Raw genomic sequence first — 25,347 nt, 5'->3', positions numbered from 1 at the left:
AAAATTGTTCAGCCGATGAAGAGGTGTCGGCTGTACTGGCCAATCGCGAATGAATTCGCTCCCACAGGTTATCCCAGGCGACTGAACGCTTAGAACGGCATCGTGTAATGAATCGCGTAGCTTTCAATACCGTCGTTATTGGTGGTCATGCCGCCGTTGGAGTAGTGAGTGGCTCGCAGGCCGACTTCATGACCACCGGCAAAGCGCAGACCGAAGCCCAAGCGGTCTTCGAACTGGAACGCACTGCCCAACTTGTTGCCTTCGACTTCCGTGCGCTGGAATACCGCTGCACCGATACCGGCTTCGATGTAAGGCTTGACGCTTTCGCCGGAGAATTCGTAAACGAACACCGGAGAGAACGACAGGCTGTTGTTGCTGGAACTCTTGTCACCTTCCCAGTACGTGTAGGCACCACTCCAGTAGCCGGTCAGACGACCCACACCGGTTTGCCACCAACTCTTGTCCCAATCAAATTGCGCGCCCAAACGATAGGTCATTGTCGATTCGCCGGTGTGCCCCACCGAAAACTCAACCCCATCCGCTTGTGCGATCGCACTTTGCCCCGTTAACGCGGCCGCAATCGCAGCCAAACAAAACAGTCGCTTCATCTGAAACTTCCCATTTCCGAGTGCAGTTAGAAATTTTTATATCGACAGACGTGGTGTAGAAATCTGCCTGCGAACAATAGTTCAGTCAAAAACAGCGCTATTCACGTTTTTTTCACGAACCGAAGCTTCGCACACTGTCAGATTTTTTCCATAGTAACGGTAGGATGTTTCTGAAATTGTTTGGATCGCCGCTGGTCCAGAACTGCGCCGGTTGGGGATGGCCGCTCGCGAGCAGATCGCGCTGGCTGAGTAAACGCTGCAACTGCCGGGCGACAGCGGCGCCCGTGTCTATCAAGGTGATCGAAGCCGGGATCATTTCCCGCAGCAGCGATTTAAGAAAGGGGTAATGGGTGCAGCCCAGGATGATCGTGTCGCAACCTGCCGCCAGCAGTGGCTGAACGTAACTGTGCAGCAGTTGGCGGATTTCCGGACTGACCAGATCACCGGTTTCAATCAGCTCCACCAATCCGGGGCACGGCTGAGTGATTACCTGCACATCGGCAGCGAAACGGTCCAGCAAGGCTGCAAACTTGGCGCTTTGCAGGGTGCCGGTGGTGGCGAGCACACCCACCACACCGCTCTGGGTCGCAGCCGCTGCGGGTTTGACCGCCGGCTCCATGCCGACGATCGGCCAGTCCGGATAACGCTCGCGCAGATCGGCAACACCCGCCACGGTTGCCGTATTGCAGGCCAGCACCAGGGCCTTGGCGCCTTTATCACGAAAGAACTCTGCGATGGCCACGCAACGCTGACGAATGAACTCCGGGGTCTTCTCGCCGTAGGGAATATGGCCGCAATCCCCGACGTACAGCAGGGACTCATTGGGCAACAAACGACTGATTTCGCCCAGTACGGACAAACCGCCGACACCCGAGTCGAACACCGCAACCGGCGCGTCGTTGTCTCTAGCCATGCCTGATGATTCCCTTCATGGCTCTATTCAATTCAAGCCCCCGCGCCACAGACGCTGCAGCCAGGATCCCGTTTGACCTTGAGCTCGCGGAACCGGGTGCCCAACGCATCGATCAACAGCAGCCGACCTACCAACGGCTCACCAAATCCGGCCAGCAACTTCAGTGCCTCGAGCGCTTGCAGGCTGCCCACCAGGCCGACCACTGGCCCGATGACGCCCGCCTCGCTGCAGGTGAGCTCGGCTTCGCTGCCATGCCCGTACAGGCAGTGGTAGCACGGGCTCTCGGCGCGACGTGGATCAAACACCGACAGTTGCCCTTCGAGGCGAATTGCGGCGCCGCTGACCAGCGGCTTGCCGGCCGCCACACACGCGGCATTGACGGCCTCGCGGGTGGAAAAGTTATCCGAGCAGTCGAGTACCAGATCCACAGCCTCGACGGCAGCGGCGAGAGAGTCGACATCCAGCGCCGCACGGTGCGGCACCAGCTTGATTTCAGGGTTGATCGCGGTCAGGCGAGTGATGGCCGAATCGACCTTGCTCTGTCCCACGCTCTGGGTGTCGTGAATGATCTGGCGTTGCAGGTTGGTGAGGTCGACGCTGTCGAAATCTGCCAGATGCAGCTCACCCACACCGGCGGCCGCCAGGTAAAGCGCGACTGGAGACCCCAGACCGCCTACGCCGACCACCAGCGCGCGGCTTTGCTTGAGGCGCAACTGGCCGTCGATGTCCACCTGCTGCAATAGAATCTGCCGGCTGTAGCGCAGCAGTTCTTCATCGGTCAGCACGGCACGCGTCCGAAGGTGATGCGTTCGTGATCACCCAGATCGCGGCGGGTCTGGATCTGCTCGAAACCATGACGATTGAGCAACTCACGCACGGCCGCACCCTGATCGTAACCGTGCTCCAGCAACAACCAGCCGCCGGCTTCCAGGTGCGCAGGTGCCTGCGAAACGATGAGCCGCAGGTCGTCCAGGCCGTCGGTGCCCGACACCAGCGCACTGCTCGGCTCGAAACGCACGTCGCCTTCAACGAGGTGAGGATCGTTGGAGGCAATGTAAGGCGGGTTACTCAGGATCAGGTCAAAGCGCTGACCTTCCACTGCGCTGAACCAATGGCTGCGCATGACGTGCGCATTGTCCAGGTGCAGGCGCTGGCGATTGCGCTCGGCCAGTTCGACCGCCTCGTCGACGCGATCCACCGCTGTGACGGTCCACTGAGGGCGATCTTTGGCCAGCGACAAGGCAATGGCGCCCGTCCCGGTCCCCAGGTCGAGCAAGCGATGAGGGATCGCACTGGGCAACAGTTCCAGCGCGGTTTCCACGAGCATTTCTGTCTCTGGACGAGGAATCAGCGTGTGGGTCGCGACTTCGAGGTCGATGTTCCAGAAACCCTGCTGGCCCAGAATGTAGGCAACCGGTTCGCCCGTACGACGGCGCTTCAGAAAACCATCGAATGCCTGCGCGGCTTCGGTGCTGACGATGCGCTCAGGCCAGGTGTGCAAAAAGCTGCGCGGCTTGCCCAGGGCAGCCGCCAACAGCAGTTCGACATCCAGCCGGGCTGTCGGAGAATCCGGCAGTTCAGCGTTTCTTAACAAGCTGGCGATGATGGTCATTTACTCACCCAGTGCCGCAAGTTGATCTGCCTGATACTCGGCAAGCAACGGTTCTATCACTGCATCGACTCCACCCGCCAAAACTTCATCCAGCGAGTACAGCGTCAGGTTCACGCGATGGTCCGTCACTCGCCCCTGTGGAAAATTGTACGTCCGGATACGCTCCGAACGATCGCCCGATCCCACCAGCAGCTTACGCTCGCTGGCGATCGCATTGGCGGCCGCAGCAGTCTGCTGATCGTTGAGCTTGGCCGACAACCAGGCCATGGCCCGGGCGCGGTTCTTGTGCTGGGAGCGTTCTTCCTGACACTCGACGACAATACCGGTCGGCAAGTGAGTGATGCGAATCGCCGAGTCAGTCTTGTTGACGTGCTGACCACCCGCACCGGACGACCGGTAGGTGTCGACCCGCAGGTCCGCCGGATTGATCTCGATGGCTTGCTGCTCATCAGGTTCAGGCAACACCGCCACGGTGCAGGCCGAGGTGTGGATACGGCCCTGGGATTCGGTTTCAGGCACGCGCTGAACACGGTGCGCGCCGGACTCGAATTTCAGTTTGCCATAGACGTTGTCCCCTTCGACCCGGGCGATGACTTCCTTGAAGCCACCATGCTCACCCTCGTTCTCCGACAGGATCTCAACCCGCCAGCCGCGACGCTCGGCGTAACGCGAATACATTCGGAACAGGTCGCCTGAGAAAATCGCCGCTTCGTCACCACCGGTGCCCGCACGAATCTCGAGAAAGACGTTGCGACCGTCGTTGGGGTCCTTGGGCAGCAGCATCTTCTGCAGCTCGCTTTCCAGGACTTCGAGCTGATCCTTGGCCTCGCGCACTTCCTCGACAGCCATTTCGCGCATGTCCGGATCGCTGTCCTTGAGCAGTGCCTGGGCACCTTCAAGGTCGCTCTGCACTTTCTGCAGCTGCTTGTAGGCCTGGATCACCGGCTCGACTTCGGCGTACTCGCGGGAGTAGGCGCGGAATTTGGTCTGATCGGAAATGACTTCCGCATCACCCAGCAGCGCGGTCAATTCCTCGAAACGGTCGCTGAGCACGTCCAGCTTATTGAGCAGTGAAGCTTTCATTGCGGGGGTTTATCCGTGGAGCCCTCATTGAGGGCAAAGAGTTCCTGGGCCATGGCCAGCGCATCGACGCGGCCTTCGGCGGACAGCTTTTTCAGTTGCACGCTCGGCGCATGCATCAGTTTATTGGTCAGGCCTCGTGCCAGCGCCATCAATACATCTTCAGCGTTACTGCCGTTGGCAAGCATGCGTTGCGCTTTTTGCAGCTCTTCATCACGCAAGCGTTCGCTTTGCTGACGATACGCCTTGAGCACGTCGACCGCCGCCAGTTCGCGCAGGCGCGACATGAAATCGTCGACGCCCAGACTCACCAGCTCCTCTGCTGCCTGGGCTGCGCCCTGACGGCTCTTGAGGTTTTCGGCGACGACTTCGTGCAGATCGTCCACGGTGTAGAGGTAAACGTCGTCCAGCTCGCCGACTTCCGGCTCGATGTCACGCGGGACCGCGATGTCCACCATGAAAATCGGCTTGTGCTTGCGCAGCTTCAGGGCACTTTCCACCGCGCCCTTGCCCAGAATCGGCAACTGACTGGCCGTGGAACTGATGACGATGTCGCTGTTGACCAGTTCGGCGGGAATATCGGCCAGCAACACCGCATGCGCACCGAACTCTTCGGCCAGGATGCTTGCGCGCTCCAGCGTCCGGTTGGCGACAACGATACGCTTGACCCCCAGATCGTGCAGGTGTCGGGCGACCAGCGTGATGGTCTCGCCGGCCCCGATCAACAGGGCCTGGCTGCGCTGCAGGTCACTAAAGATCTGTTTGGCCAGGCTGACGGCGGCAAACGCCACCGACACCGGGTTCTCACCGATGGCGGTGTCGGTACGCACCTGCTTGGCCGCGCTGAAGGTGGCCTGAAACAAACGGCCGAGCAGCGGGCCAATGGTCCCCGCTTCCCGAGCCACGGCATAGGCGGACTTCATCTGGCCGAGAATCTGAGGCTCGCCCAGCACCAGCGAATCCAGCCCGGAGGCGACGCGCATCATGTGGCGCACCGCCGCGTCTTCCTCGTGCACATACGCACTGGCACGCAGGTCTTCGATGTTCAGATGGTGATAATCGGCCAGCCAGCTCAGGACCACGTCGGCGGTGAGGTGATCCTGCTCTATATAAAGCTCGCTGCGATTGCACGTCGAAAGAATGGCCGCTTCCCGACTCTGGGTCAGGCGGCACAGCTGCTGTAACGCCTCAACCAGCTGCTCAGGCGTAAATGCCACGCGCTCGCGGACATCCACTGATGCAGTCTTATGGTTGATACCCAGAGCAAGAAAGGCCATTCAAGGTCGCTGATGGTGACGTGAAGCCGGCAATTGTCCTACTTCAATAGATTCAGGACAACCACCGCAATACATTCAGAACGACCAGGACAGTCTATTGTCCCTATAGAGATCCGCTTCGCCGCGATGCACCTGCGACAAATTGTCCAAGCGCAGGCCGTAGATTAAGGGTCTTTAGTTTTCTCGTGGGCTGTGGGTTTGCTCCCTGCCTTGTGTCATGATGCTTTCAAACCGCAGGTAAGCCGCCCTCTCTTCTATATGAATAAATCCTCCGCGTTGTTCCTTGCCCTTGTCGTTCTTGGTGGCTGTCAGTCCACGGCCCCTGTTTCCACGGAGCCTGCTGCTCCGGCGAAAGAAGCGACGCCCGCACCTGAAGCCAAGCCTCAGGTTTACGGTTCGTTCACCCAGGAAACGGTCGTCAGCCTGCTGACCGCCGAGCTTGCCGGGCAACGCAATCGCTTCGACATTGCGCTGGACAACTACGTGACCCAGGCGATCCAGACCCAGGATCCGGGGATTTCCGAGCGCGCCTTCCGCATCGCCGAATACCTGGGGGCCGATCAGGCCGCACTGGACACGTCGATGATCTGGGCGAAAAACGACCCGACCAATCTCGAAGCTCAACGCGCGGCCGCCATCCAGCTGGCGCGCGCCGGGCGCTATGACGACTCCATGCGCTATATGGAGAAGGTGCTGCAAGGCCAGGGTGATACCCACTTCGACTTCCTGGCGCTGTCGGCAGCCGAAACCGACTCCAACACCCGCAAGGGCCTGCTTACCAGCTTCGATCGCCTGCTGGCCAAGTACCCGAAAAACGGCCAGCTGATATTCGGCAAAGCCCTTCTGCTGCAACAGGAAGGCGACAACACCGCTTCGTTGAAACTGCTGGAAGACAATCCGCCGGGCGAAGGCGAAGTCGCACCGATTCTGCTGCGCGCGCGCCTGCTGCAAAGCATGAATCGCGGCAAGGAAGCGCTGCCGCTGCTGGAAAAAAGCATCAAGAAGTACCCGGACGACAAACGCCTGCGCCTGACATACGCGCGCATGCTGGTCGAACAAAACCGCATGGAAGACGCAAAGGTCCAATTCTCGAGCCTTGTTCAGCAGTACCCGGATGACGACGAGTTGCGTTACTCCCTGGCGCTGGTCTGCCTGGAAAACAAGGCGTGGGATGAAGCACAGGGTTATCTGGAAGACCTGGTTGCCCGGGGCAGCCATGTCGATTCGGCCCATGTGAACCTGGGTCGTATCTATGAAGAGCGCAACGACCCGCAGAGCGCTCTGAGCGAATATTCGCAGGTCGGTCCAGGCAATGATTACCTGCCGGCGCAGTTGCGTCAGGCCGATATTCTGATGAGCAACGGCAGCACCGCCGAAGCGTCCAAGCGCTTGGCTCAGGCCCGCGCCGACCAACCGGATTACACCATTCAGCTGTACCTGATCGAAGCGGAAACCCTGACCAACAACAATCAGAGCGACCGTGGCTGGCAGGTACTGACCCAAGCGCTGAAGCAATACCCGGATGATCTGAACCTGCTTTATACCCGCGCCATGCTCGCGGAGAAACGCAATGACCTGAAGCAGATGGAGACCGATCTGCGGGCGATTCTCAAGCGCGAGCCTGACAACGCCATGGCGCTCAATGCGCTGGGTTACACCCTGTCCGATCGCACGACGCGCTACGCCGAGGCCAAGGAATTGATCGAGCGCGCGCATCAGCTCAACCCGGAAGATCCGGCGGTGCTCGACAGCCTGGGCTGGGTCAATTACCGCCTGGGTAATCTCGACGAGGCCGAACGCCTGCTGCGTGAGGCGCTGGAGCGCTATCCCGATCACGAAGTCGCCGCGCACCTGGGTGAAGTACTGTGGGCCAAAGGTCAGCAGCGTGAAGCTCGAAAAGTGTGGGGCAAGGCCCTCGAACAGCAACCTGACAGCCCGGTCCTGCGCAGCACCCTCAAGCGCTTGACCGGCTCTGAGACCCTCTGATTTATGTTATTGCGCCACGTACTTGCATTCAGTCTGATCGCCCTGCTCGCCGGTTGCGCCGGCATCACGCCCCACGAAGCCGTTCAAGGCAAGGGCGACGCCAACAGGTGGCGCGCCAACAAAGAACAGCTTGCCAGCCTCGACGGTTGGCAAATCAACGGCAAGGTCGGCATTCGAGCGCCGAAGGACTCAGGCAGCGGCACGCTGTTCTGGCTGCAACGTCAGGATTATTACGACATTCGCCTCTCCGGCCCGCTCGGTCGGGGCGCGGCACGCTTGACCGGCCGCCCGGGTGCCGTGTCGCTGGAAGTTGCCAATCAGGGCCGTTACGACGCGCCGGATCCGGAAACCCTGCTCAAAGATCAACTGGGCTGGAAGCTCCCCGTTTCGCATCTGGTCTGGTGGGTCCGCGGCCTCCCCGCACCTGACAGCAAGAGCAGCCTGACACTGGACGGCGACAGTCGCCTGTCCAACCTGGAGCAGGACGGCTGGCAGATCGAATATCTGAGCTACACCGAACAGAACGGCTACACGCTGCCCGAGCGCATGAAACTGCACGGTCAGGACCTGGACGTCACGCTGGTCATCAAGGACTGGCAGCCGCGTAAGCTGGGGCAGTAAGCATGTCCCGGCCCCTTCTGACACTGCCTGCTCCAGCCAAACTCAATCTGATGTTGCACATCCTCGGCCGTCGGCCGGATGGCTATCACGAGTTACAGACGATCTTTCAGTTTCTCGATTACGGCGATGAACTGAGTTTCGCGCTTCGTGAGGATGGCGAAGTCCGTCTTCAGACAGAAATCGAGGGCGTTCCTCACGACAGTAACCTGATCGTGAAAGCGGCTCGCGCACTTAAAGAACAATCCGGCTGTGAACAGGGCGTCGATATCTGGCTGAAAAAAGTGCTGCCCATGGGCGGTGGAATCGGCGGCGGAAGCTCCGACGCCGCGACCACCCTGCTCGGCCTTAATCATCTCTGGCAACTGGGCTGGGACGAAGATCGCCTCGCGGCGCTGGGGCTCAAGCTCGGGGCTGACGTGCCGGTTTTCGTGCGTGGACACGCCGCATTTGCTGAGGGCGTGGGCGAAATCCTTACCCCCGTAACCCCTGAAGAACCGTGGTATGTCGTGCTTGTGCCGCAAGTATCTGTAAGTACAGCAGAAATTTTTTCAGATCCACTGTTGACACGTGACACGCCTCCCATTAAAGTGCGCCCCGTTCCCAAGGGAAACAGTCGAAATGACTGCTTACCGGTTGTAGCAAGGCGTTATCCAGATGTTCGTAACGCTTTGAATTTGTTAGGTAAATTTGCCGAAGCAAAATTAACCGGAACTGGAAGTTGTGTGTTTGGGGCCTTCCCAAACAAAGCTGAAGCTGATAAAGTCTCGGCCCTTCTTACAGAGACCCTTACAGGGTTTGTAGCAAAAGGCAGCAACATCTCGATGTTGCACCGCAAGTTACAGACACTGCTCTAAGAGAACCGAGTGCCAGGCACTCGTGCAACAGATACAGGGGCGTCGCCAAGCGGTAAGGCAGCAGGTTTTGATCCTGCCATGCGTTGGTTCGAATCCAGCCGCCCCTGCCATTTTCCTATAGTCATCCAGGCATACCCTAAGCCTCCAGGTACTGCGCGTGTCCAAGATGATGGTCTTTACGGGGAACGCCAACCCCGATCTGGCTCGGCGTGTCGTACGTCAGCTGCATATCCCTCTCGGTGACATTTCTGTCGGCAAGTTCTCCGACGGCGAGATTACCGCTGAGATCAATGAAAACGTTCGCGGTAAAGACGTATTCATTATTCAGCCGACCTGCGCTCCGACCAACGATAACCTGATGGAACTCGTCGTGATGGCTGATGCCTTCCGTCGCTCCTCGGCTACTCGTATCACAGCTGTTATCCCTTACTTTGGTTACGCCCGCCAGGATCGCCGTCCGCGTTCCGCTCGCGTGGCGATCAGCGCTAAAGTGGTTGCGGACATGCTCACCGTCGTCGGTATCGACCGGGTGCTGACCGTTGACCTGCACGCTGACCAGATTCAAGGCTTCTTCGATATTCCGGTAGATAACATCTACGGCTCCCCGGTTCTGGTGGATGACATCGAAGACCAACGATTCGAAAACCTGATGATCGTTTCCCCGGATATCGGTGGCGTCGTGCGTGCACGTGCTGTTGCCAAATCCCTGGGCGTGGATCTCGGGATCATCGACAAGCGCCGTGAGAAGGCCAATCACTCTGAAGTGATGCACATCATCGGTGACGTCGAAGGTCGTACCTGTATTCTCGTCGACGACATGGTCGATACCGCCGGCACCCTGTGCCACGCGGCCAAAGCCCTCAAAGAACATGGCGCTGCCAAGGTCTTTGCCTACTGCACACACCCTGTGCTGTCGGGCCGTGCGATCGAGAACATTGAAAATTCCGTGCTGGACGAACTGGTGGTCACTAACACCATCCCGTTGTCCGCCGCCGCACAAGCCTGTGACCGTATCCGTCAACTGGATATCGCACCGGTAGTCGCTGAAGCGATGCGTCGCATCAGCAATGAAGAATCGATCAGCGCGATGTTCCGTTAAGGGCCCTGCCCTTTTCAAACACCGTTGACGAAAAGCGCCCCGCCCCAACACTCCCTGTTGGGGCGGGGCTTTTTTGCCCATACCGTGTCTGGCGCTGGTCGCAAACGCCGCTCGGTCATGGCTATTTTGGAGATACAAAATGACTGACTTTACTCTGAACGCCCAAGCGCGTACTGACCTGGGGAAAGGTGCGAGCCGCCGCCTGCGTCACGCGAAACAAGTTCCAGCCGTTGTTTACGGTGGTAACAAAGACGCTGCTTCGATCACCATCGAAGCCAAGGAAATGGCCAAACTGTTCGAAAACGAAGCTGCTTTCAGCCACGTCATCGAACTGAACGTTGATGGCGCCAAGCAGAACGTGATCGTTAAAGCGATGCAACGTCACCCTGCCAAGCAGTTCATCATGCACGCCGACTTCATCCGCGTCGTCGCTGGCCAGAAGCTGACCGCTACCGTTCCTGTGCACTTCATCAACGAAGAAGCACCGATCAAGAAAGGCGGCGAGATCTCGCACACTACCACTGAACTGGAAGTGTCCTGCTTGCCTAAAGATCTGCCTGAGTTCATCGAAGTTGATCTGGGCGCGCTGGAAATCGGCGACAACGTTCACCTGTCCGACGTCAAAGCACCTAAGGGTGTTGAATTCGTCGCTCTGGCGCACGGCAAGGACCTGGACATCGCTAACGTCCACGCTCCTCGCGTCGTTCAGGAAGAAGAAGGCACCGCAGAAGGCGAAGCAGAGTAATTATTACTCGCTAGCCGGTTGAACCCGTGATGGTGCCCTGCACCGTCACACTCGACCCAAGGAAGAGCCCCTGACGTGACCGCCATCCAACTGATCGTCGGCCTGGGAAACCCCGGCCCCGAATACGAACAGACCCGGCATAACGCAGGGGCTCTTTTCGTTGAGCGTATTGCCAGCGCCCAGCGCGTCAATCTGACCGCTGACCGCAAATATTTCGGCCTGACGGCTAAATTCAGTCATCAAGGCCAAGACGTTCGTCTGTTGATTCCCACCACCTACATGAACCGTAGCGGTCAGTCCGTTGCGGCGCTGGCGGGTTTCTTCCGGATTCCTCCGCAAGCCATTCTGGTGGCCCACGACGAACTCGACCTGCCTCCGGGTGTCGCCAAACTCAAACTGGGTGGCGGACACGGCGGGCATAACGGACTGCGCGACATCATTGCGCAGCTCGGTAACCAGAACGGCTTCCATCGCCTGCGGCTCGGCATCGGCCATCCAGGCGACGCCAGCATGGTTTCCAATTTTGTCCTGGGTCGTGCGCCACGCGCCGAGCAGGAAAAACTGGACGCCAGTATCGACTTTGCCCTCGGCGTGCTGCCGGATGTACTCGCTGGCGACTTCGCCAAGGCGATGCGCGTCCTGCACAGCCAGAAGGCCTGACATCACTCGAGGGGAAACACCATGGGATTCAACTGCGGCATCGTCGGCCTGCCCAACGTCGGCAAGTCCACCCTGTTCAACGCCCTGACCAAATCCGGTATCGCGGCGGAGAACTTTCCCTTCTGCACCATCGAACCGAACAGCGGCATCGTGGCGATGCCCGACCCACGCCTTCAGGCGCTGGCTGACATCGTCAATCCGAAACGCATCCTGCCGACCACGATGGAGTTCGTCGACATCGCGGGCCTGGTCGCCGGCGCCTCCAAAGGTGAAGGCCTGGGCAACAAGTTCCTGGCCAACATCCGTGAAACCGACGCCATCGCTCACGTGGTCCGCTGCTTCGAAGACGAGAACGTGATTCACGTCTCCAACAGTGTCGACCCGAAACGCGACATCGAGATCATCGACCTGGAGCTGATCTTCGCCGACCTCGACAGCTGCGAAAAACAGCTGCAGAAAGTGGCGCGTAACGCCAAAGGCGGCGACAAGGACGCAGTGGTCCAGAAAGGCCTGCTGGAAAAACTCATCGCTCACTTCACCGAAGGCAAGCCTGCGCGCAGCCTGATGAAGAACATGGGCGCTGACGAGAAAGCCGTGATCAAGGGCTTTCACCTGCTGACCACCAAGCCGGTCATGTACATCGCCAACGTCGCTGAAGACGGTTTCGAGAACAACCCGCACCTGGACGTGGTTCGCGCGATCGCCGAGGAAGAAGGCGCCATGCTGGTGCCGGTCTGCAACAAGATCGAAGCCGAAATCGCCGAACTCGACGACGGCGAAGAGAAAGACATGTTCCTCGAAGCCCTGGGCCTCGAAGAGCCGGGTCTGAACCGCGTTATCCGCGCCGGTTACGAAATGCTTCACCTGCAGACTTATTTCACTGCCGGCGTCGAAGAAGTCCGCGCCTGGACCGTCCGCGTCGGTGCCACTGCACCTCAAGCCGCTGGCGTGATCCACACCGACTTCGAAAAAGGCTTCATCCGCGCCGAGTGCGTCGCTTACAACGACTTCATCCAGTACAAGGGCGAAGCCGGTGCGAAGGAAGCAGGCAAATGGCGCCTGGAAGGCAAGGACTACATCGTCAAAGACGGTGACGTGCTGCACTTCCGCTTCAACGTCTAAACAAACATTCGGATCCTATCGGATCTTGCTGGACACCAAACCCCTTGAATTTAGCCGATTCAAGGGGTTTTTCTTTTCCACCAACATCCCTCAGAGCACATTGATATCCACACCTTTACCGGGTACGCTACCGGGTATAGCAATCTCATACCCGGAAAATTAACCGGGTATAGCGCGCCGGAGCAAATATGCCACTTACCGACACTCAGTGCCGCACTGCAAAACCCAAGGAGAAGCCTTACAAGCTCACAGACGGCAATGGCCTCTATCTTGAGGTAAAGCCAAACGGAGTTAAGGCTTGGCGCTATCGATTCGAACTGAGCGACGGCAATACGAGGAAGGAAAGCGTATTTGCCATTGGGGAATACGTGGTCGCCCCCAAGGGTGAAACATCCGAGCAGGCCGAAGATCGCCGCAACGGCCGGCTTCTTACGCTTTCCGAGGCGCGCGAAGCACGCTCTAAAGCACGCTCACTGGTTGTGCAAGGCATCAACCCTGCGCATCATCGCCAGCAGGAACGTGTAAAGCGCGACCACGAGAAAGCAACCACCTTCGAGGCCGTGGCCAAAGAATGGCTGGCCTTAAAAGACTGGGAGGAAACAACTAAGTCCAAGCGGCTTGGAATGTTGAAACGTGTCATTTTCCCGAAAATTGGTGACATGCCTGTAAAAGCAATCACACCAGCACACATCCTGGACGTACTAAGATCGGCCGCCAAGGACAACGGGCTATCAGTAGCCAATGAAGCAAAACGCACCATGTCTAGCATCTTCGAGCTAGCCATTGCCACCCTTCGCGCCAGTACCGACCCCGTTCATCCAGTGCGCAAAGCGCTACCCAAAAACAAAACCCAACACAAGCGAGCACTTTCCACAGATGAGATCGGCCAGCTGCTCAGGGACGTTGACTCCCATGGTGGCCGCCATGAAACGCTCTGTGCGTTCCGACTTATGTGGATGACTCTAAGCAGGCCCAATGAAGCAGCTGAGGCTCAATGGTCAGAATTTGACCTTGAAAAGGCCCTATGGCGCATTCCTGCCGAACGAATGAAAAAGCGTAAAGAGCATATAAACCCACTGCCCACGCAGGCAGTGGAGATGCTGCAGGCTCTAAAAGGCGTTACGGGGAAGTACGCTCATCTGTTCCCGCACCGAGACGTCCGCACCCGCCCTATGGTTTCAGCCTCGTTTCGCCAGATGCTTAACGTCCTAGGCTGGGGTGGCAAATACAGCCCACACGCCACTCGAACTACAGGCAGCACCAGACTCAATGAAATGGGCTTTTCCGCAGACTGGATCGAAATGCAACTGGCTCACACCGAACAAAATACAGTGCGCGTCACCTACAACCATGCGAAATACCTGACCGACAGAGCACAAATGATGCAGCAATGGGCTGATTTGCTGGATCAATGGAAAAAGGAAAGCACTTAGATGGGCATTGATACTGATGGCGGACTGGGCCGAGTTCTGCACGAGCCAAAAGTGACTACTGAGCAGCCAGTAGCAACAGGCAAAAACCGGCCAAAAGCAGCCTGTCGTTACTGCCTGAAATCGACCCATACCGGCCGGTCGTAGAGCGACGGGCCGATGAAGACCCGCCGCGAACGGCGCTGCTTAAACGATACCGGTATAGAGTCGCACGTCTTCCTCTGCGCGCTCGGTATCGGGAACAAGCATCCACAGTTGACCATTTACATCACGCAAATCGTCCCAGTTCTTGGTCGCAACCAGCCGGCGTCCATGGTCGATAAGTTGCTTGGCCTGCGCTTGATCATTCATGGTCGGCCGTATCTCTTCCAGATGCTGGAACATACCAACTAGGAAGTCGGGCTGGCGAGCTAGGATTTGGAAGTGAAGTCGCTGCAATTCGCTCGTCGCAGCGTCAATACGCTCTGGGTTGGTTGAGTGGATATGCAACTCCTCTCGCGCCAGGATTTCCTTCAGCTGATGCCGCTCGCGATCGTTGCCCGACTCTTGAACCATGGAGGCCGTATCGGACTTGACCTGGAGATAGTTTGCTTTTGCAGCATCGATCCGCTTGGATGCTGTCAGCTCAAAAATCCCTTGAGCAATCTTGCACTTCTTGTCTTCGAGTTTGAAGCGATCATCGGTCACGTCATCGCTAGAAAGCGATGCGCTCTCAACGATAAGCGACTGGAGTTCGTCATTCAGTTTCTCCAACTTAGCTGCGCCATCATGGTTCTGGTTCGCCTGAGCGTCATCAATCTCTGCCTGGATCTTCGTTTCGAGCTGAAGCACCTCGGTGGCCAACAAGCGGGTATCGACGTGGCGGGCCTGGCCCTTGAAGACCTGAGAGAACTCTTGTCCAGTAACGTTCAGGTAGGCGGACACCGTCAAATCTCGTGACTCCGACATTTCGAAGGTCAGATCTACCTCTGTGCCGCGAAGAAGGTCACGGCTAATTTGCTCACCGGTGATAGCCAATATTCCAATCGGCTTATTGGTCGATGAATGTTTTTCGGATGGTCCTTCAACGACCATGATGGTGATGGCGTCACGAGAGCCTTTGACGATGGTCTTGGCGATCTCAACGGTGCGCTTCCCTTTGGTAGGTAGCACGCAGTTCTTAGCAAAAACAAGGTCGAGTCGTGTGTCCTTGCTAGAAAGATCGTCCTTAACTAGACAAATGTCTTCAGGAAGCATCTGACCGGCTACGCTGTAGCGCCCCTGTGCAATCTGGATCGAATCAAAGCCAACATCGATGATGTTGTTCTGGCCGTCAAGGATCTTGAAGGTAAATAGATTGAAGGATCCTTCTCGCAGCGGAAGATCTTCAGCGATACGGGTCGTGAGGGGCTTCAGACCACTGTCAAAGGAGCCGTCGTCATTTAAGATTCGATAGAACATACCGGCGGTATGCCCTTCTACCTTGGCGGTAAAGGTTTCTTCGCTTTCCTGGGAGTTGCGGTTGTAAACAGCACGAAACTTGATTTGTGAATTCGTCGAGGCTTTCGGCGCAGCGCCTTCCTGCTTGAATTCCTTGCTGCCCGCAAAGTAAGCAGCTCCGATGGTAATCGCGCTGGTCGGATCAATCGATGTATTGACCGGGATGTTCATCATCTCCTCAACGCGCTTGCGAACGTAGGGACTGTAGGTCGAGCCACCCACCATCAAGATGAACTTGAGATCACGCGATTGCAGGGAGTTGCGCGTCAGGATCTTTTTCATCATATCGACAGTGCCATCCACTGCGTCCTTGATGACGTTTTCGAATTCGGAGCGAGTGATGGTCAGGATGGTGTCAATGGCATTGCCTTCGTCATCCTCAAGGTCACGAATCATGCCCAGATCGATTTCCGCGGATGCCTTGGTGCTCAATTCGATCTTGGCTTCCTCCGCCTTGTGCAGCAAGACAGTCCAAAGCTTGTTGTATTTGCCTTTCTCGCTTTTCATTTGAGCAAGAAGGTCCTCGAAGTTTCCGCGGCGGTTGATCTCCGGAACCAGAATCTTCTCAACGATCATCGAGTCAAAGTCAGATCCACCTAAATAGTTGTCACCTTCGTGATCAACCACCGTTAATTCCCCTTCGACAATCTTGACCAATGCTACGTCAAAGGTACCGCCGCCCAGGTCATAAACAATCCATTGGCTGTTCCGAAGGTCGTCGCTCTTTTCCTTGTTCGCATACGCCAAACTAGCTGCAATCGGCTCTTGTAGCAGGACAACATGCTTGAAGCCGGCTGATATTCCTGCGTCTTTGGTGGCGTTTGACTGCACCGTATCAAATGAGGCGGGTATGGTGATTACCGCAGCTTCGACTGCTTCGCCGGAATGAACGAATCCCTTTAGCTCCTTGAGGACAAAAGCTGAAAGATCGATCGGAGTCTTGGATGCATTCAGTGACTGAATCTTTACGGTTTCTGTAGTTCCCATCTTTCGCTTGAAGCGGCTGGCAACGCTCTTCGGGTCCTTTTCGGCATAAGTGCGAGCCTGGTCACCTACCATGATTCGGTCATTTCGGAAGCCTATGATCGACGGGAGCGTTTCCTTGAAGCCGTTGGGATTCTTGAATACCTCGACTGACCCTTTGTCAAATTTAGCGATCAGCGAGTTGCTGGTTCCCAGGTCAATCCCGAAATTGATCATCTTTGTCATTGTGATGTCTCCTCCTTGCTCTGTACTACAACGATCCCTTTTTGCACAACTCGTGAAACCGGGCCATTTACCAGCCTAATCACAGGCTTGATGACCTCAGTGACTACCAGATTCTCAGTGCCTGCACCGACAATGGTGGCTTCGAGGTCAGTGCGTGTCTCTTTGAAGGGCTGTCCCAGCGGATCTTCAATAATCAAGGACTGCTGTTCGAACTCCTCCTTGATTCGGTCAATGTTGCGTTTAGCGTGTCCAGGGTCGCCGTGAACTTCTAGCTTTCGTTCTATTTCATAAAGGCTGTTCAGTACGACAAGCGTCCATCGTGGTATTTCAATTGGCGGGGGAATGGACATGACTATCCTCAATCGCGGTTGAATGACATTGGAAATAATCGGAGCAACATGGCGTTTGGAACGTCACGTAAGCTGATAGGAGGAGATTTCTTTCCTCTAAATTTGTCTATTACTATGGCTGAGCCATTCTGAAGCACGACATCTATCCCACTCCAAGGCACTTGATTTTGGCTGCTGAAAATCAGCCATTTTGATTCGAAACTCATGCCAAATTGGGTGACCTGGACCGGACCAATTGTCAGGGTTCCGCCACGCTTTAGCTCGTCGAGGAGGTTTTCCATCACGTCGGGAATGATGTAGTGAAACGCGGCATTGATGAGCGTTTCGAACAGCTCATCCTGTTTGACGCGGTCGGAAGATGTCCATGTGACCATGTACTCCTTTCCAGTCCGCCGCTTAGCGGCGAATAAATAGTTATGTAAACCATTTTGCTCGACCATTATTCCCCAGCGTAAGGCTCGGATTTCATTTGCTGGGCACAGGTCACCGTTATCGGAAACGCCTTCCTTCGTAATTTTCCAGTGACGAGCATTCCCGAAGGTCAAGTGAGACTCGTGCTCTCGTTGCTTTTTGATCATCTCAGAGATGGCTTCGAAGTCTTCTTTCAAACGCTGTGTCAGCTCAATGGACTTGAAGGAAAAATCTTTACTTTTCTCAATAATCGCCAAAGAAAGTTCCGAGTCTTCATGGACGTTGTGCGCATCAATGGCAATGCTTCTGACCAAACCTACCGCTTCATTTTGCAAGTTGCGGAAGTAGGGCGGCAGCAGATTCAGGATGCTGATGATCTTGTGCGTCTCCAGAACCTCCTCGATCTGTTTGACAGTGACTTTAATAGCCTCTGCCTGATCCTTGAGCTCCCGTAGGGGGATCAATATGGAGTCCGCCTCTCGTAATGCGTTTTCAAAGCAGCGATCGGCATAGGAGGGCATGACCCAGCGACGGCCATCTAGCAATGCCTCTATGACGGGCACATTCCTGGCTGAAACGGCCTTACTAAAGATGCGGTCGTACTGAGCTGAAAATGGATCGCTTAACCACTCCCTGAGCGCTACGGAAACACTTACTCGCTCGATAAAATCGAGGGGCGACCACTCTTCGTCCAGAAGGAAATGGTTGATGTCGCCTTTTGACAAAAATTCCAAAAGAGGCTTGCACTTATATACTTCCCAGTGATGGGAGGCGACCTCTATGTCGGACAACTTTTCCGCTAACTCAATCGCCTTTGAACGATCGACAGTTAGCCCAGGCATCCAATGTAGTTTTCCCTCCTCAAGCTCAATTTCCTGAAGTAACGTCTTTTTCCATTTCTGGACAACCTTGGGTTCAAGATCACCGAAATCGAAGTCTTTCGGGCAATTCAGGAGCTGGAAAGGGTTGATGTAGATCGAGTACCACTGATCTTCCGCCTGGCAGAGTGACTTTCGGGACGACTGAACCTTGCGAGCCAAATCCAAAAGTCGAGTCTTGACAGGCTGGATGCGGCCTGGTGCCTTTTCGTGAGTTACATCTCTGCGCAGGACTAGGCGCCAACAGTCGACCGCATCAACGTCTTGGGAAACGTCATCCATGTTGTAGGCGAGGCCAAGGTTGAACAACGATGCGGTGTCGTCGCTTTGGTGCGCGTTGCGCGACCAGTATTTGATGGCATCAAAGCCATGGTTGTTGAGGAAATGTAGGATGCCTAATCGATTAAGTTCCCATGAACTGAGACCCTGAAGTTCATCGAGCTTGGTGAGTACGAGGATTTCTTCCGCTCGCTTCTCAGCGTCATCGTTCTGTCCGTAGATATGAGCAAGACCTCGTAGCGCCTCAAGCTCATCATTGTCACAGTTAAGTGCAGTTTCGTACGAGCTTGCTGCTTCCTCAGGAGCCCCTAGGTCAAACTCCAAGCTGCCCCGTTTTGCCCACGCCTGGGCAAAGTATGGGGCTTTGTCGTTGGTTTCCTTGAGAGCTTCAAGGGCAGCCTCTTTCCTGCCTAGGGAAATATTGCTCAGTGCTAGAAGCCACCAGCCATCAGCATTGTCGGGATCCTGGATCGTGGCTAATTTGGCAGAAATTACTGCTTCCTCGTATCGGTCGCGTTTACGTTGATCTCTAGCTTTTTCTAGCAGCTCTTCTACGTCCATATTCGTATTCCGATCCCGTCCTAGCATTTGAGTTTGCAAGGTCCATCTGATCACAGTGGATCGGCTTTCTTCAAGGAGGCTGTCGCGTCAACCGCCTAACTATGCCGCTCTTTTCTCGACCTGTTGCTCTCGATCTGGGGTCAACAGCACGGTAAAGCCGAGAGGGCTATTAGTAACCTTGAGCAAGCCCTGTCAGCCCCATAGCGACATGGATTTAACCCATCATGAAGGTCCACTTTTGGCCGACTCCAGCCCATTGCGCCTTTGGTTACGCAGCTGCAAAGCAGCCATTCGATCCGAAAAAATCTCAACCACACATTACTGCAATGACATCACCACCAAGAAGGTTCGACATATGTCATTGCAGTGTCCTCGCTGTAACTCCCCCAAAGTTGCTTCATTCCATCAAGCCATGAAAATTGGCGCGGCCATCGGCACCGTAGGCGGTGTTGCGCGTGGTGTCAGCGCTGCGCTGGCCGGCGGCCAAGCAGGTGTGCTAGTTGGCACTATCGCTGGACCTTTCGGCATCACGCTTGGCTATGTATCAGGTGCCATCCTCGGTGGCCTAGCCGGCGGGGTTGGCGGTTGTGCGCTCGGCGCGCAGCTGGGCGATACGCTCGACCGCCACGTATTGGCCCATAACCTCTGCTTGCTCTGCGGTCATCGCTTCAACTTGCCGGCCTGATCTGGCCACACCACACCTTTTCTATCCATATCGTCCGGACGGTGCTGCGCAGGGCGCGGCGCTTTATGCCGGCCTGCACCCAAAGGAATCTCAACCATGGCTCATCTCGTCGAAACTATGGCCTACGCTGGCGCTGCTCCGTGGCACGGCCTGGGCAATCAGCTCACGCAAAATCAACCCATCGAAGTCTGGCAACGTGAAGCCGGTATGGACTGGCAGATCCAAGAAAGCCCTGTGCATTTCAAATCAGACAGCATCGGCCCGCTTGGCGCTATCCATTCGTTCCCGGAACAGAAAGTGCTGTTCCGCTCGGACACCAAGGCACCGCTGTCGGTGGTCTCCAACCGTTACCACACGGTGCAGCCGCGTGAGGTGCTGGAGTTCTACCGGGATCTCACCGAGGTCTCTGGCTATGAGCTGGAAACCGCTGGCGTGCTCAAGGGCGGTCGCAAGTTCTGGGCGCTAGCGCGTACCGGTCAGGGCGCAGCAATAAAGGGTAATGACCAGGTGAACGGCTACTTGCTGCTTGCCACATCCTGCGACGGCACCCTGGCAACCACAGCAACCCCTACCACCGTTCGTGTGGTGTGCAACAACACCCTCACCATCGCCCTGGACGGTACCAGCCGCGCCATCAAGGTGCCGCACAACACGCGCTTTGATTCAACGGTGGTAAAGAAACAGCTCGGCATCGCCGTCTCGCAATGGGACGACTTTATGTACCACATGCGTGCGCTGGCCGAGCGCAAGGTGCAGTGGCATGAGGCGCTGGGTTTCTTTATGAATGTGCTGTGCGAGACCAATCCGACAGGCGCTCTGCCAGAGGTGCTTCCCAACGAACGTGCACTGCGCAAGGTCCAGGAGCTGTATGAGGGGCGTGGTCGTGGCAGTCAGTTGGACTCTGCCCGTGGCACCGCCTGGGGCCTGCTCAACTCTGTGACCGAGTTTGTCGATCACGAACGCCGCGCCCGTAGCAACGAGTACCGCATGGACTCGGCCTGGTTCGGCCAAGGCGCGCAGATCAAACAACGTGCCCTGGACACGGCTCTTCAACTGGTCGCCTGACCGCTTACTTACCCACCCCATAACGCCCGATCAGCCTGGTTGCTGATCGGGCGTTTATATTTCCGCAAGGTGAACGCTATGACAGCTACTCCGTTGAGCAGCACCAGCAAGCCGCGCCCGGCGCTGCGCTTGATCAGTACCAAGGAACTACCGCGTGAAGACTGGTTGGCGGTGCGCAAGCAGGGCATTGGCAGTTCTGATGCTGGCGCGGCCGTTGGCCTAAACCCCTATAAGTCGCAGCTCGAGCTATGGATGGAGAAAACCGGTCGTGACACCACGTTACCGAAGGCAGATCCGCACGATGAAGAAAGCCCGATGTACTGGGGCAATGTGCTGGAACCGGTCGTGGCCTGGCATTACAGCAAACGCACGAAGAACAAGGTGCGACGCATCAACGCCGTGCTGCAACACCCTGATCCTGAACTGCCGTGGATGCTGGCCAACATCGACCGCGAGGTGATCGGTGCTGACGATGTACAGATTCTTGAATGCAAGACAGCCGGCATAAACGGCGCACGCCTCTGGAAAGAAGGCGTGCCTGAGTATGTGCAGCTGCAGGTAATGCACCAGCTCGCCGTCACCGGCAAGCAGGCGGCAGATGTGGCGGTATTGCTGGGCGGCCAGACGCTTGAGATCCACCGCATCGAACGGGATGAGCAGATGATCGCTCGCCTGATCGAGCTGGAGCGTAAGTTCTGGCACTACGTCGAGACCGACACGCCACCGCCTGCTGATGGCTCAGCCTCAGCGGAAATGGCACTGCGCGCACTCTACCCGGAGGACAACGGCCAGACCGTAGACTTCAGTGGCCGTGCCGGTTTAGCAGCGGCCTACCTGGAGCTCAAGGCGGTGCGCCAATCCATCAGCGAGAAGGAAACCCGCGAGGCCCAGCTCAAGCAGATGCTGCAACAGGCAATGGGGGATGCCACCCGCGCGGAGTTCAGCCACGGCTTTATCAGCTGGAAGAAATCCAAGGACAGCACCGTCTTGGACGTCGAAAGCATGCTGAGCGACAAACCTCATCTGCAAGCGCGATACAGCAAAATCAAGCAAGGCAGCCGGCGCTTCTTGGTCGGCTAATCCCAACCCGCTCAACCATTCCCTCCCTTGGCCAGTCCATGCAGTTAGCGCTGCGTGGCTGGCCTTTTTTCGTTTCAAGGAGAACCACCATGCTCAAAGGTCTAGCAATCACCCCGCCAGTACTTGGGCGGATTTCTATCGGTAAGATCATCGAGAAAAATGGCAAACGCCTGCCGGAGAAAGATGATCAATTCACTATCACCTCCCAGGTGCAAGCCAAGGACGGCTGGCTGCTGCACCCACTTAATGATGAGCTGCGCAAAAGCCAGGAAGACAAACTGCGCAGCATCCCGGTGCGCCTGCTGTTCAACGAACCGGAACTGAACTTTCGCGCTGACTACACGCTGTTTGATCGACAGACCGGGCGGCCGTTGTGCGTCGGTAATGGCGAGACGTGTAAGCGAGTTACCCAGGACGGCATGCAATCACTGCCTTGCCCCTCACCGGACGCCTGTCCACTGGCTAAGGGCGGTGCTTGCAAGCCCTATGGTCGGCTGAATGTGCTGATCGGTGATGACGATCCGCTCGGCAGCTTTGTATTTCGCACCACCGGTTTCAACAGCATCCGCACCCTGGCTGCTCGCCTGCATTACTTCCAGGCCATTTCTGGCAATCGACTGGCTTGCTTACCGCTGGAACTGCGCCTGCGTGGTAAATCCACCCGGCAAAGCCATGGCACGCCGATCTTCTATGTCGACCTCACCGTGCGTAGCGGCATGGATATGGCCAAAGCGCTACAGGCTGCCAACGAACTGGACACACAACGGCAAAACGCTGGCTTCGATCAATCCGCACTGGATGAGGCTGCACGCCGTGGCTTTGGCAACGGCGCATTCGAGGACTGCGAGGAGGATGCCGGTGCCGTGATCGAAGAGTTCTATTCGAGCGCGGAAACCACTACTGCCAAGGTCCAGGGTGAAGTGCTGCAACCAGCTACCAAGTCACTTGCGGGCAAGCTGGAAGTGCTCGCCTCATCAACCAACTGAGCACTACCCCCCGATTGAGCCTATCGGCCAGTCGGGCTCTTTCGGAGAGCCGTCATGACCTTGCTTCGATTTCTGCTGTGCCTGTTCATCTTCATCGGCGCACTGGCTGCGGCTGGAGTTCTAGTGCTGAGCATTCTGCTAATGCTGCGTTTTCCGCCGTTGCTGATCGCCGTAGTCCTGGCGTGTTGGATCCTGAACCGCCTGCTCAAGCTACTGCACACGCTCCGCTCAAATGCCCCCACGTCAGATTCCGCGTCGCAGCGGTGACCTCATAAACCTTCATAAGCGGCCTGCCAGGGCGTGGCCGCATTCACTCATCTGGAGAATGAACCATGCTCAGACAGTGTTTGATCTGCGAGTCCAGAGCCGTCCTGACGCAGGAAGCAGCCATGGGTATTTCAGCGAGCGCATCTTGAGATAACAGAAGCGCTAGGCGGCGCGCTGCACCGCAGCTCCCAGCGTAACGAGGTCATTACTTCAGTAGCCGTATTGCAGTCAGAGCCAGCAACAACCAGACTACAAAAAAGATGCTAGCCCGAGAACTGAATGAGCGCATCTCTAGCATGTGAACACCACCAGTCCAGTAAGAATATAGAGGGAACTAAATGAAGCGAATAGCATTAATATCCGCACTTGCAATGGCTCAGGGCTGCGGCTCATCAGATGATGCTGCGCCATACATTGACGCAGACTCGACATTCAGCTGTAAAGAAGTAAATCTTAGCCAATACCACAACAACATAGCCAATTCGTTGAGGATGATTGATACCGGAGTTTCACAACTAAAATCCGCATACACGGAAGAAACATTAATACAGACATTCTTCAGAGAAACAGTAACCAAAAACGCCACCTACCACCTAATCCTCAGACAAAAAGCTATCGAGGCATGCGCTGCAAACCCGGAGAATGGCGTAAATCAAGCACTAACAGATGGACTCAACTCTCTATACAAACAAAGCTTTGAAGACATGCGCCTAGCTACATGCCGCTCTTTCGGAAACGAATTCGACAACGAACAAATTCTGAACGAAATGCAAAACCCGAGTCAGAAATTACCATTTGGTGACATCACAGCACTTAATATAAAACCTATCCTAGCAGACAACCGCTATGGCGCAGCTTACTTTGCAAATGAAGTCCCTAGTCACTGCGAAGACAACCCTAACGAACGCATCTGGGACGCTTATGACTCAGTCGCACAGCCAGCTCTGAAAACAATCACTAGCGAACAGCAAGCTGCGCAAAAGATTAAAAACGAGCAAGAGGCCGCAGAAAAGAAACGTATATCAGAAGAACTCCACCAGGAGAACCTCAGGAAATACGGTAAAGACCTCTACCAATCAGGCACGCCAGGCTGTGAAGATTTTAAAGCGCTGCATGAGCTAAGTATCTTTGCAGAGAATGATCGCAGCACATTTCAAAGCGCCCTAAACGATACAGTCAACTCAATCCCCAAACTCAGCACTGAACATCAACGCAGTGCATTTCAGCACGCACTTGAGTCCAATCACGAGAACACAGTACGTATAATCGCAAACAACTGCTCAACCAGCATCGAACAGGCCGTATTAACAATACCGGCAGTCATGGACTCTAGGAGTGAAATAATAGACGAGCTAACAAGTCTCGCTCAGAAGAACAGGGGAATAGAAGGAAACGCTGCCGAACTTGCTCTGAAGCATGCATTAGAATGCGAGCAAGGGACAAACAGCCAAAATTCAGTCTGTTTCAACAGCGCACAAGACTTCTTAAACTACAGTCTAGCCCCACTGCAGATAAAAGAGCTAGAAAATAAACTCGAAAAGCTAGAAGCACAAAAACAAATTAAACCAAGCGACTTCGAACTTGGCTCATATGGCAACGACTGCAAACAGCGGCTTATAAATCAAGGCCTTCGCGATAAAGAGTACGACGTAGCAGCCCAAGAAAAATGCACCCCCGAGGCACTCACTGAGTATTTTGCGCCACTCAATAAAGACATCGACGCGATGAAGAAAGACATCGCCCAACTAACAAAATTAACAGCTGTAAATCAAGATAATACTCTAGCACCTAACAGCAACTCGATAGAGGAATGCCAAGCGCTTTGGATCTCCGCGTATCAAGCAGAGATAGGAGAGGACGCCATGATAAATTCAGAGCAACTTGATGAGTGGAGGGGATGGTGCCACGAAGGTAAGAAGCCGTAACTAGAGTCCGTGATCGAGTGGCCAGGTAGCAAAGAACGGGACTCAGTACCCATTTCTTTGCTACTTATTAATTTTTCGGTTACTTACTGAAGCGGTTTCGCTCGCCAGAACAGCACAGATGCTAACCGAGCTCCGCTAGGGATTACTAACGCAGTAAATCGAAGG

The 25,347-nt window shown here is 55.9% G+C and carries 23 protein-coding genes and 1 tRNA gene; 15 read left to right on the top strand and 9 right to left on the bottom strand.

The window, feature by feature from the left end; genetic code table 11:
- Positions 1–89: 89 nt before the first annotated feature.
- The 6 genes from BLS87_RS16385 to hemA all read right to left on the bottom strand — a co-directional run bounded on the left by BLS87_RS16385 (position 90) and on the right by hemA (position 5,490).
- Entirely contained in the window at positions 90–608 is a 519-nt protein-coding gene (locus BLS87_RS16385; RefSeq protein ID WP_074753540.1) for an acyloxyacyl hydrolase, read from the bottom strand.
- 112 nt (positions 609–720) lie between these two features.
- Positions 721–1,521, bottom strand: a complete 801-nt coding sequence (gene murI / locus BLS87_RS16380; protein ID WP_074753539.1) for a glutamate racemase — start codon at positions 1,519–1,521, stop codon at positions 721–723.
- Between the two features lie 32 nt (positions 1,522–1,553).
- Positions 1,554–2,306 (bottom strand): molybdopterin-synthase adenylyltransferase MoeB, encoded by a 753-nt coding sequence (locus tag BLS87_RS16375; protein WP_074753538.1) that lies wholly within the window; start codon positions 2,304–2,306, stop codon positions 1,554–1,556.
- Positions 2,300–3,133: a peptide chain release factor N(5)-glutamine methyltransferase gene (gene prmC, locus BLS87_RS16370; RefSeq protein ID WP_074753537.1), complete on the bottom strand. Its 834-nt coding sequence runs from the start codon at positions 3,131–3,133 to the stop codon at positions 2,300–2,302. Before prmC ends, BLS87_RS16375 begins: the two co-directional genes overlap by 7 nt.
- Positions 3,134–4,216, bottom strand: a complete 1,083-nt coding sequence (gene prfA / locus BLS87_RS16365) for a peptide chain release factor 1 (RefSeq protein ID WP_074753536.1) — start codon at positions 4,214–4,216, stop codon at positions 3,134–3,136.
- Positions 4,213–5,490, bottom strand: coding sequence for a glutamyl-tRNA reductase (gene hemA, locus BLS87_RS16360; protein ID WP_074753535.1), 1,278 nt, complete (start codon positions 5,488–5,490; stop codon positions 4,213–4,215). The genes prfA and hemA overlap by 4 nt, the downstream gene beginning before the upstream one ends.
- A 258-nt stretch (positions 5,491–5,748) precedes the next feature.
- Here hemA and BLS87_RS16355 point away from each other — a divergent pair, with 258 nt between their 5' ends.
- The 9 genes from BLS87_RS16355 to BLS87_RS16315 all read left to right on the top strand — a co-directional run bounded on the left by BLS87_RS16355 (position 5,749) and on the right by BLS87_RS16315 (position 14,010).
- Positions 5,749–7,476 carry a tetratricopeptide repeat protein gene (locus tag BLS87_RS16355; RefSeq protein WP_074753534.1) on the top strand — a complete coding sequence of 576 codons (1,728 nt, stop codon included), beginning with the start codon at positions 5,749–5,751 and terminating at the stop codon, positions 7,474–7,476.
- Positions 7,477–7,479: 3 nt separating this feature from the next.
- A complete protein-coding gene (lolB, locus tag BLS87_RS16350) occupies positions 7,480–8,097 on the top strand; it encodes a lipoprotein insertase outer membrane protein LolB (RefSeq protein WP_074753533.1) in 618 nt (205 codons plus the stop codon).
- 2 nt (positions 8,098–8,099) lie between these two features.
- Positions 8,100–8,951 (top strand): 4-(cytidine 5'-diphospho)-2-C-methyl-D-erythritol kinase, encoded by an 852-nt coding sequence (gene ispE / locus BLS87_RS16345; protein WP_074753532.1) that lies wholly within the window; start codon positions 8,100–8,102, stop codon positions 8,949–8,951.
- A 35-nt stretch (positions 8,952–8,986) separates the two neighbouring features.
- A tRNA-Gln gene (locus BLS87_RS16340) sits at positions 8,987–9,061 on the top strand.
- Between the two features lie 47 nt (positions 9,062–9,108).
- Complete coding sequence (locus tag BLS87_RS16335) at positions 9,109–10,050, top strand: ribose-phosphate pyrophosphokinase (protein WP_037018241.1); 942 nt, start codon at positions 9,109–9,111, stop codon at positions 10,048–10,050.
- A gap of 139 nt (positions 10,051–10,189) precedes the next feature.
- Positions 10,190–10,795 carry a 50S ribosomal protein L25/general stress protein Ctc gene (locus BLS87_RS16330; protein WP_074753531.1) on the top strand — a complete coding sequence of 202 codons (606 nt, stop codon included), beginning with the start codon at positions 10,190–10,192 and terminating at the stop codon, positions 10,793–10,795.
- 75 nt (positions 10,796–10,870) lie between these two features.
- On the top strand, positions 10,871–11,455 hold the full coding sequence (gene pth / locus BLS87_RS16325; RefSeq protein WP_074753530.1) for an aminoacyl-tRNA hydrolase: 585 nt from the start codon (positions 10,871–10,873) through the stop codon (positions 11,453–11,455).
- Positions 11,456–11,476: 21 nt separating this feature from the next.
- On the top strand, positions 11,477–12,577 hold the full coding sequence (gene ychF / locus BLS87_RS16320) for a redox-regulated ATPase YchF (protein WP_074753529.1): 1,101 nt from the start codon (positions 11,477–11,479) through the stop codon (positions 12,575–12,577).
- 188 nt (positions 12,578–12,765) lie between these two features.
- On the top strand, positions 12,766–14,010 hold the full coding sequence (locus BLS87_RS16315) for a tyrosine-type recombinase/integrase (protein ID WP_074753528.1): 1,245 nt from the start codon (positions 12,766–12,768) through the stop codon (positions 14,008–14,010).
- A 183-nt stretch (positions 14,011–14,193) separates the two neighbouring features.
- Here BLS87_RS16315 and BLS87_RS16310 read toward each other — a convergent pair whose 3' ends face one another.
- The 3 genes from BLS87_RS16310 to BLS87_RS16300 are packed head-to-tail and all read right to left on the bottom strand — an operon-like array spanning position 14,194 to position 19,174.
- The gene (locus BLS87_RS16310; RefSeq protein WP_074753527.1) at positions 14,194–16,695 is read right to left on the bottom strand and encodes an Hsp70 family protein; all 2,502 of its coding nucleotides are present in this window, start codon (positions 16,693–16,695) and stop codon (positions 14,194–14,196) included.
- On the bottom strand, positions 16,692–17,045 hold the full coding sequence (locus BLS87_RS16305) for a hypothetical protein (protein ID WP_074753526.1): 354 nt from the start codon (positions 17,043–17,045) through the stop codon (positions 16,692–16,694). The genes BLS87_RS16310 and BLS87_RS16305 overlap by 4 nt, the downstream gene beginning before the upstream one ends.
- An 8-nt stretch (positions 17,046–17,053) precedes the next feature.
- Complete coding sequence (locus tag BLS87_RS16300) at positions 17,054–19,174, bottom strand: tetratricopeptide repeat protein (RefSeq protein ID WP_074753525.1); 2,121 nt, start codon at positions 19,172–19,174, stop codon at positions 17,054–17,056.
- 355 nt (positions 19,175–19,529) lie between these two features.
- On the opposite strand from BLS87_RS16300, the gene BLS87_RS16295 reads away from it, so the two are divergent.
- The 6 genes from BLS87_RS16295 (at position 19,530) to BLS87_RS16270 (ending at position 25,182) form a co-directional block, all read left to right on the top strand.
- The gene (locus BLS87_RS16295; protein WP_074753524.1) at positions 19,530–19,859 is read left to right on the top strand and encodes a hypothetical protein; all 330 of its coding nucleotides are present in this window, start codon (positions 19,530–19,532) and stop codon (positions 19,857–19,859) included.
- Between the two features lie 96 nt (positions 19,860–19,955).
- A complete protein-coding gene (locus tag BLS87_RS16290) occupies positions 19,956–20,924 on the top strand; it encodes a DUF932 domain-containing protein (RefSeq protein ID WP_074753523.1) in 969 nt (322 codons plus the stop codon).
- Between the two features lie 78 nt (positions 20,925–21,002).
- Complete coding sequence (locus tag BLS87_RS16285; protein ID WP_074753522.1) at positions 21,003–22,004, top strand: YqaJ viral recombinase family nuclease; 1,002 nt, start codon at positions 21,003–21,005, stop codon at positions 22,002–22,004.
- Between the two features lie 89 nt (positions 22,005–22,093).
- Positions 22,094–22,990: a recombination directionality factor gene (locus tag BLS87_RS16280; protein ID WP_074753521.1), complete on the top strand. Its 897-nt coding sequence runs from the start codon at positions 22,094–22,096 to the stop codon at positions 22,988–22,990.
- Positions 22,991–23,044: 54 nt separating this feature from the next.
- The gene (locus tag BLS87_RS16275; RefSeq protein ID WP_074753520.1) at positions 23,045–23,257 is read left to right on the top strand and encodes a hypothetical protein; all 213 of its coding nucleotides are present in this window, start codon (positions 23,045–23,047) and stop codon (positions 23,255–23,257) included.
- Positions 23,258–23,595: 338 nt separating this feature from the next.
- On the top strand, positions 23,596–25,182 hold the full coding sequence (locus BLS87_RS16270) for a hypothetical protein (protein WP_074753519.1): 1,587 nt from the start codon (positions 23,596–23,598) through the stop codon (positions 25,180–25,182).
- The last annotated feature ends 165 nt before the right edge of the window (positions 25,183–25,347 follow it).

Source organism: Pseudomonas abietaniphila (assembly GCF_900100795.1).
Classification (GTDB): domain Bacteria; phylum Pseudomonadota; class Gammaproteobacteria; order Pseudomonadales; family Pseudomonadaceae; genus Aquipseudomonas; species Aquipseudomonas abietaniphila.
Note: the sequence above shows the minus strand (reverse complement) of the source record. Positions and strands in the feature narration are given on the sequence as shown.

Bases quoted from the DNA above. Each gene is read 5' to 3' on its own strand.
- murI (WP_074753539.1), bottom strand. From the start codon at position 1,521: ATGGCTAGAGACAACGACGCGCCGGTTGCGGTGTTCGACTCGGGTGTC.
- BLS87_RS16280 (WP_074753521.1), top strand. From the start codon at position 22,094: ATGCTCAAAGGTCTAGCAATCACCCCGCCAGTACTTGGGCGGATTTCT.
- BLS87_RS16355 (WP_074753534.1), top strand. From the start codon at position 5,749: ATGAATAAATCCTCCGCGTTGTTCCTTGCCCTTGTCGTTCTTGGTGGC.
- ispE (WP_074753532.1), top strand. From the start codon at position 8,100: ATGTCCCGGCCCCTTCTGACACTGCCTGCTCCAGCCAAACTCAATCTG.
- BLS87_RS16290 (WP_074753523.1), top strand. From the start codon at position 19,956: ATGGCTCATCTCGTCGAAACTATGGCCTACGCTGGCGCTGCTCCGTGG.
- BLS87_RS16330 (WP_074753531.1), top strand. From the start codon at position 10,190: ATGACTGACTTTACTCTGAACGCCCAAGCGCGTACTGACCTGGGGAAA.
- prmC (WP_074753537.1), bottom strand. From the start codon at position 3,133: ATGACCATCATCGCCAGCTTGTTAAGAAACGCTGAACTGCCGGATTCT.
- BLS87_RS16385 (WP_074753540.1), bottom strand. From the start codon at position 608: ATGAAGCGACTGTTTTGTTTGGCTGCGATTGCGGCCGCGTTAACGGGG.
- BLS87_RS16310 (WP_074753527.1), bottom strand. From the start codon at position 16,695: ATGACAAAGATGATCAATTTCGGGATTGACCTGGGAACCAGCAACTCG.
- BLS87_RS16300 (WP_074753525.1), bottom strand. From the start codon at position 19,174: ATGGACGTAGAAGAGCTGCTAGAAAAAGCTAGAGATCAACGTAAACGC.
- BLS87_RS16285 (WP_074753522.1), top strand. From the start codon at position 21,003: ATGACAGCTACTCCGTTGAGCAGCACCAGCAAGCCGCGCCCGGCGCTG.
- BLS87_RS16270 (WP_074753519.1), top strand. From the start codon at position 23,596: ATGAAGCGAATAGCATTAATATCCGCACTTGCAATGGCTCAGGGCTGC.
- BLS87_RS16295 (WP_074753524.1), top strand. From the start codon at position 19,530: ATGTCATTGCAGTGTCCTCGCTGTAACTCCCCCAAAGTTGCTTCATTC.
- prfA (WP_074753536.1), bottom strand. From the start codon at position 4,216: ATGAAAGCTTCACTGCTCAATAAGCTGGACGTGCTCAGCGACCGTTTC.
- BLS87_RS16305 (WP_074753526.1), bottom strand. From the start codon at position 17,045: ATGTCCATTCCCCCGCCAATTGAAATACCACGATGGACGCTTGTCGTA.
- BLS87_RS16315 (WP_074753528.1), top strand. From the start codon at position 12,766: ATGCCACTTACCGACACTCAGTGCCGCACTGCAAAACCCAAGGAGAAG.
- ychF (WP_074753529.1), top strand. From the start codon at position 11,477: ATGGGATTCAACTGCGGCATCGTCGGCCTGCCCAACGTCGGCAAGTCC.
- hemA (WP_074753535.1), bottom strand. From the start codon at position 5,490: ATGGCCTTTCTTGCTCTGGGTATCAACCATAAGACTGCATCAGTGGAT.
- lolB (WP_074753533.1), top strand. From the start codon at position 7,480: ATGTTATTGCGCCACGTACTTGCATTCAGTCTGATCGCCCTGCTCGCC.
- BLS87_RS16275 (WP_074753520.1), top strand. From the start codon at position 23,045: ATGACCTTGCTTCGATTTCTGCTGTGCCTGTTCATCTTCATCGGCGCA.